The following is a 6,944-nucleotide window of genomic DNA, read 5'->3' as shown; positions in this document are numbered from 1 at the left end:
CGGAAACAGGTTACGCGGATCGCCTGTATGGCGACATCGACACCACGGCAAACACGATCACGGTGGAGATCAATGGCGCTGGTGTGGGAGGAGCTGGTGGCAAGATCGTTGGCGACGCACGATCCGTAGGCAACTACGTCTTTGTCGTGGGCTTAGCCGATCCTTTCCTGGTTCCTCTGAACACGTGGACGATACTCGCCGCGATGCTGCTTCTGGGTGTAGCAACGTTTGTGAGGGTGCATGTTCGGAAGGAGAACTTAAGAATCAAGACATTCAACTGGAATTGAGACCAAGAGCGAGTCGAGGTAGATGGACCAATCGTGTGCTTGAATTGCCTCCGAGGCATCGCTTAGTTTAGCCCGACGCACGCGAATTGCGGCGACGCCGGTACTATGCCGGAGGCCGTTCGCCAGCGGGGAAGGGGGGCACTCGTGCGATTGGGCATGCTCGACGCCGTCATTATGGTGGCGTATTTGGTGGCGACGGCCATCATTGGTTTCATTGCAGGCAGGCGCGAGAAGACCGACGCTCGCGAGTACTTCCTGGCGGGATCGCGGTTGCCCTGGTATACGGTTGGCATGTCGATGGTTGCCGCGAGCATCAGCACGGAACAGTTCATCGGCGAAGTCGGATTTGCCTACACCTACGGTCTCGCGGTAGCGAACTGGGAATGGCTCATCTTTCCTGCTCTGACGATTCTGATCTGGATATTCACCCCCTTCTTCGTGCGCTGCCACGTCACCACCATGCCGGAATTCCTTGAACGCCGTTACGGACCGGAATCGCGCACGATCTTCGCTTTCCTGACCATCGTCAGCTATACCGCCGTCAATCTGGCGATGGTCCTCTATTCGGGGGGGCTGCTTCTGAACTCCTTGTTCGGATTGAACATTTGGGTCTGCATCGTTCTCCTGGCAGTGGTAACGGGGGCATACACCGTTTACGGCGGGCTGTCTTCCGTCGCATGGACCGACGCGTTTCAGTGCGTCCTGCTGTTGTTGGGAGGGCTGCTCGTGTTCGGCCTCGGTCTCTACCACGTGGAAGGCGGGTGGGACGCGATCGTTGGAACCGGCGACCGCGCTCACTTGATACTGCCCGCCGATCATCCGGACCTTCCCTGGCCGGCCATGCTCGCGCTGGCCTTGGTCACCAACACGTGGTATTACTGCACCAATCAGTACATCAACCAGCGATGCCTTGGCGCGAAAGACGAATGGCATGCCAAGATGGGCATGGTGCTTTGCGGGTTCCTGGGCATTCTTCTGGCCTTTGCCGTATCGTTCCCGGGATTGATTGCGTATGCGATGAACCCCAACCTGAGCAATCCCAACACGGCTTACCCTTATCTTGTGACCAATCTCTTGCCGCCCGCCCTACAGGGTCTCGTACTGGCCGGTTTGGTTGCGGCGATCATGTCGACGATATCCAGTCTCGTGAATTCCGCCGCAACGGTCTACACCATAGACATCTATCAACGGTTCCTGGCGCCGGAGGCCCCGGAAGTACGCCTGGTAGTGGTGGGCCGCTGGTCCGGCACGATTATTCTGCTGATTGGATTGGTCTGCGCGCCGATCGTGGGCCAATGGGAACACATCTTCCGGTATTGCCAAGACGTGTGGGTGCTGATGGCAGGGCCCACCGTGGCGGTGTTTGTGCTCGGCGTGTTGTGGAAAGGCGCGACGCGTACGGCAGCGACAATCACGATGCTGCTCTCGTTTCCGCTGGTGACGATTCCGTACGTCCAGAAGTTCCATCCCATTCTGACGGGGACTTTTGCCAACGCATTTGTGTTGGGCGGCTTCGTCTGCATTCTCTGCTTCGTCGTCATGGTAGTAGTGAGTCTGGCCACGCGCGAAACGCCAAAGAAGGAGGCGCTGGAACTGCACTGGACGCCCGCCATGTTGGCGTTGCCCGGAGAAGTCGCCGCCAAGTACGGCGCGTGGTACAAACGCGTGGGGTTCTGGTGGCTGGCGTTGGGTTTACTGTATGCGGTGATATACGTCACGTTCTGGTGACGCAAGGAGACGCACCATGGAATTCGGATTGTGTATCGAAATGGCGCTTACCGGACTGCCTTTCGAGAAGCGTATCGAGAAGGCCGCCGAAATCGGATTCAAGAATGTCGAGATGTGGTTTGTCGACATGAGTTACTCCGGGTCCCCGGGCGAGTTGGCGCGTCTTGCGGAACGCCATGGCGTGCGTATCACCAACACGGTCATTGGCGCGCCGGACGGGAGCATTGGCGGCGGGTTGACCGATCCCCTGAAACGCGATGAATGGATCGAACGCACAAAGCAGACGCTGGCGTTCAACAAGGAAGCGCACATTCCCGCGAGCATCGTGTGCACCGGGAATGTAATTCCGGACCTTGACGACGAGATCATGTACGAGTCCGTTATTGAGGGACTCAAAGCCACGGTCGATCTTGCGGAGAAGGCGGGGATCACGCTGTTGCTGGAACCGCTAAACGATCGCCACGATCATCCGAACTACTGGCTCACGTCGAGCGACCTCGGCGCGGCGATTTGCCGGGCGATCGGTTCGCCTCGCTTGAGGCTCTTGTTCGACTGCTACCACATGCAGATCATGGATGGCGATCTCGTCGATCACATCAAAGGCAACATCGACGTGATCGGACATTTCCACTCGGCGGGCGTGCCCGGGCGCAATGAGGTGTTCATCGGAGAGATACGTTATCCCTACGTCATCAAACAGATCGAAGAGGCCGGATACAAAGGCATATTCGGCCTCGAATTTGCTCCGAGCATGGACGACGAACAATCGTTGCGGCAGACCCTCGCGCACCTCAAGGGGCAGTAATCATGCGAATGCCACGTCTCGAAGTACTCTCCGACGAGGAGATACGCGACATCCACAAGGCCTCCGTCGAACTTCTCTCGGAATGCGGCGTACAACTGCTGAGTCCGGCGATGTTGGACTTTGTGAAATCGCGTGGACTGGAAATCGATGCGGAGAAGCGGTGCGTACGGATGACGCGCGCGTGTATCGAAGACGCGTTGGCGACCGTGCCGCATTCGTTCGAGGTGTACGATCGCGACGGGGCGTATGCGTTCACGCTGGGCGGTAGTGAGCCCCGCATTGCCGCAGGGCACAATGCGGTGTTCTGGGTGGATTCCGAATCCGGAAAGACGCGTCCCTCGACCGTGGCCGACGTTGAGATGTTTGCGCGCATCTGCGAAGCGCTTCCGCACATCGACATGATCGGCATTCCCGTCATGCCGCAAGATGTCGCCATTCCCGAGACGACCCTGTTGTACGGCGTGAAGGCGTGCGTTGAAAACAGCAAGAAGCCGATCTTCTTCAGCACCGACAATTGCCGTATCAACAAGACAGTCATTGAAATGCTTACGGCCATCTACCCCGGCGACATGCGCAAGCAACCCTATGGCATCTCGCAACTCTCGCCGACGAGTCCCTTGTTCTGGGAAGGCAGCGTGCTCGAAGCTTTGCGCGATACCGTGGAGGCGGGCGTGCCGTTGGCGATACTCCCGGAGCCTATTGCGGGAATCTCCGCGCCGTACACGCTGGCGGGACTGCTAACCATGAACAACGCGGAATGCCTGTCGGGAATCGTGCTGACGCAACTGATCCGTCCCGGCGCGCGCGTGCTCTACGCAAACTCGTGGACCACCTCCGACATGCGCTCCGGCGCGGCGCTGGTCGGTTCGTGCGAGACGACCATTTGCCGCATCGCGGGCGCGCAGCTCGGGAAGTTCTACGGCGTGCCGACGCATACGACCGCGCCCAACTCCGACAACCACGCCCACGACGAACAAAACGCGTGGGAAAAGACGCTCAGTACGTTTTGCGCGGTTGGCGCGGGCAACGACCTTATTGTGAACTGCGGCATGTTCGCTACGGGGCTGACCTGCTCGCACGAGCAACTCGTCATGGACGAAGAGATTTCCGCGATGTCGCGCCGGATCGCCGCGGGCGTCCGCGTAAACAAAGACACCATCGCCAAAGACCTCATCGTGCAGTACGGTCCGCACGCCGCCGAATACCTGTCCTCCGAACACACGCTCGAGTGGCTGCACTCCGACGAGTACTTCATGCCACGCGTCGCCGTGCGCGGCCCGCGTTCCGTATGGGAAGCCCAGGGCGCACCGGATACGTACGCATTAGCGAAGAAGGCGGCGGGAGAGCTGGGGGCGACAGAGAGTGGAGTGCTGGACGACACGCGGCGGAAAGCGCTGGAAAGTATGTGTAACCACAGACTTGACGACGTCTAGTTCGTTATTTCCTGTGTTCCAAGCGATCTCAAGTTCGCAGAGTAGTGAGTTCTGCATCCTTCGATGGAGTGATTCCGGTGTGCGCATCAGTGTCTGCCCCCCAGCAAGACGTGCTCGGCATGAAAGTGCTGAAGTGATCCTGGAGGTGTGATGCAGCTTAGGCTACACTGAACATCAGAGAAGCTTTCGCGATCACGAACGACACTCTGGCATTCGTGTCTGAATGGTCGGGCTGGGCGGCAATCGTCAGACGAGAGCTCCTTGGCTCCATATCGGTAGTATGATGCGCCCTCGCAAACAGCACGAAGGCGCCCAATAGTCAATATGAACGAGGAATTGTCCAGCATGGATGCGTATGAAAAGGTCGAGCAGATGATTGCACAAAAATACGGCAAGAATACTACCACAAGGAAGGCCGTAGGCGATTTCATGCTAACAGCTAACCACGCCGTTAACGTCAAGAGTAATAACGTGGACAGGCAGAACTACGCGCCAAACATGATATCGATAAAAAAGATGCATAAGTGGGTATTTGAAGACCGGAATGAGCTTAGTTTTATATTTGTCGATTATAGGGAGGAAGCTGGCGAGCCGAAGATACTGAAAGAGACCGAGCCTATTCCTATTGAGCACATTAGCTGGGAATGTCTCTCAATAGAAGCTCAGGGATACGGTGTCGTTCAAAAGGTCGGCGAGCTGAAGCTAGACGATGCCCAGACCAAGCGCGACTTTTACAGAGGTTTCTTGAAAGCATACGATAGGTACAGAGAGAAAGAGCAGAAGAAGCACCAGGACTTTTCCCGGCGGTTCATTAAGGACCTTGATAGTATTGACTGGTGACAACATGGGAGCCCGGCTTTGATCTCTAAGAAGGAATTCGGAGACTTTCAGACTCCTCTGTCGCTGGCACGACGTGTGGTTGCTATGTTGAGCAAAGGTGAAGGCCATGTGTGCACTGTAATCGAGCCAACATGCGGACTGGGCGCCTTTCTACGTGCAAGCGCCGAGATTTTTGGCGAGCTGCCAAAGTACTGGGGGTTTGATGTCAATCCAGCTTATGTACGGGAAGCAAGCGCTGCGCTCGCGCAGATTGGACTGCCTTCAGTCACTATTCAGCAGCGCGATTTCTACACCATAGATTGGCACGAGTTCTTCCGCGAGCAACCTTCCCCTCTTCTCGTTGTGGGTAATCCGCCTTGGATCACCAATGCGGAAATGGGCGTAATTAGAGGAAATAATCTCCCCGCGAAATCAAACTTTCAGGGACATGGTGGCTTTGCTGCCAAGACGGGAAAGGCCAACTTCGACATTTCCGAATGGATGCTAATAAGACTGCTGGAGGCGCTCCAGGGAACGCGGGCAGAACTTGCTATGCTCTGCAAGACCTCAACAGCTCGCAAAGTCCTACGGCACGCATGGACTAAAGGTCTTGGTGTTGGGTCGGCTTCACTTCACCAAATCGATGCTGCCGCAGAGTTTGGTGTTTCTGTAGACGCATGTTTGCTGCACGCACGAACAGGGAGCGTGGGGAGCGATACCACGGCCACTGTTTACCGCGATCTCTCGTTCGAGACGCCTATGCAGACATTCGGCTTATGTGCCGGAGATTTGGTGTCCGACATAGATGTCTATTGTTCCCTAAGAGATCTTGACGGTTTGGAATACCGAAAGTGGCGCTCGGGAGTGAAACATGATGCCGCAAAGGTCATGGAGTTTACTCGAGTCAACAATTCGTTCATCAACGGACTGGGAGAGTGTTGTGACTTAGAGGATTGCTACATGTTTCCCCTGCTCAAGTCCTCTGATTTGGCGAACAACAGGCTGAAACCCACACGCTTCGTCTTGCTGACCCAGCGTCGAGTTGCCGACCCTACTGACGAGATAGAGAAGAGAGCCCCCAAGACTTGGCAGTACCTTAATGATCACGCAGAATTCATGGACCGCAGAGGCAGTTCCATATACGCGAATCGCCCTCGCTTCTCTGTATTTGGCGTGGGTGAATACTCCTTTTCACCCGCAAAAGTCGCAATTTCCGGGCTCTACAAGAATTTCAAGTTTCGGGCTATAGGGTCCGCTGCAGGTAAACCAGTCATGGTTGACGACACTTGTTACTTCGTCCCCTGTGAATCCAAGGCTGAGGCCGATTACTTTGCTAATCTCCTGAACCGTGATACTGCCCAGCGATTTATATCATCTCTTGTATTCAGGGACGCGAAAAGGCCTATTACTATCGAAATCCTTAAGCGTATCGATCTTAAGAAATTAGCCGTACATGCAGGACAAGAGGAGAAAGCCATCGAATACTTGTCTTCTTCGTGTCTTGAGTCTGATCGTCAAGGAGTATTAGTTTTTGAAGAGCGAGTAAAATATAGAACAAGGAGACTCCCTGTGCCGTTGAGCGCGCGCGGACGTGCATCTCGGACCCGGTAAAATGTTGCCTCTGGAGGATTGAGGCGTAAGTCATACAACTGCAACGAATTCGATGTCCTCAACAGGAAGTTCCGAGAAATCAACTACTTCTCCATTGTCTACTTCGACAGATTCCATCCCTCCCGCCAAGCTGCTACAATCGTGCCTCACTCATCAGCGAGGTTGTATGCACGCATTGGTCCTGGGCGCCGGCGGTCAGTTGGCCCGCGATTTGGAGGCGGTATTCCAGCGGGAAGGCGGCGTCAGCAGTTACAGCGAGAC

The 6,944-nt window shown here is 55.8% G+C and carries 6 protein-coding genes; all 6 read left to right on the top strand.

The annotated features are described in order from the left end of the window. The coding region (locus tag K1Y02_24065) for a hypothetical protein (protein MBX7259457.1) at positions 1-287 on the top strand (287 nt) is incomplete at its 5' end. Positions 288-431: 144 nt separating this feature from the next. Continuing rightward, positions 432-2,015: a sodium/solute symporter gene (locus K1Y02_24060; protein ID MBX7259456.1), complete on the top strand. Its 1,584-nt coding sequence runs from the start codon at positions 432-434 to the stop codon at positions 2,013-2,015. Between the two features lie 16 nt (positions 2,016-2,031). Beyond that, positions 2,032-2,820: a TIM barrel protein gene (locus K1Y02_24055; protein ID MBX7259455.1), complete on the top strand. Its 789-nt coding sequence runs from the start codon at positions 2,032-2,034 to the stop codon at positions 2,818-2,820. Between the two features lie 2 nt (positions 2,821-2,822). After that, a complete protein-coding gene (locus tag K1Y02_24050) occupies positions 2,823-4,253 on the top strand; it encodes a trimethylamine methyltransferase family protein (GenBank protein ID MBX7259454.1) in 1,431 nt (476 codons plus the stop codon). A gap of 345 nt (positions 4,254-4,598) precedes the next feature. Then, on the top strand, positions 4,599-5,093 hold the full coding sequence (locus K1Y02_24045) for a hypothetical protein (protein ID MBX7259453.1): 495 nt from the start codon (positions 4,599-4,601) through the stop codon (positions 5,091-5,093). An 18-nt stretch (positions 5,094-5,111) separates the two neighbouring features. Then, positions 5,112-6,683: an SAM-dependent DNA methyltransferase gene (locus tag K1Y02_24040; protein ID MBX7259452.1), complete on the top strand. Its 1,572-nt coding sequence runs from the start codon at positions 5,112-5,114 to the stop codon at positions 6,681-6,683. Positions 6,684-6,944: the final 261 nt, after the last annotated feature.

It is taken from the genome of Candidatus Hydrogenedentota bacterium (assembly GCA_019695095.1).
Classification (GTDB): Bacteria; Hydrogenedentota; Hydrogenedentia; order Hydrogenedentales; family SLHB01; genus JAIBAQ01.
The sequence above is the reverse complement of the archived record's forward strand: the minus strand, read 5'-3'. Positions and strand labels throughout refer to the sequence as shown.

What these genes read in the sequence shown, in the direction of transcription:
- K1Y02_24055 (MBX7259455.1), top strand. Translation starts at nt 2,032, where the DNA reads ATGGAATTCGGATTGTGTATCGAAATGGCGCTTACCGGACTGCCTTTC.
- K1Y02_24050 (MBX7259454.1), top strand. Translation starts at nt 2,823, where the DNA reads ATGCGAATGCCACGTCTCGAAGTACTCTCCGACGAGGAGATACGCGAC.
- K1Y02_24045 (MBX7259453.1), top strand. Translation starts at nt 4,599, where the DNA reads ATGGATGCGTATGAAAAGGTCGAGCAGATGATTGCACAAAAATACGGC.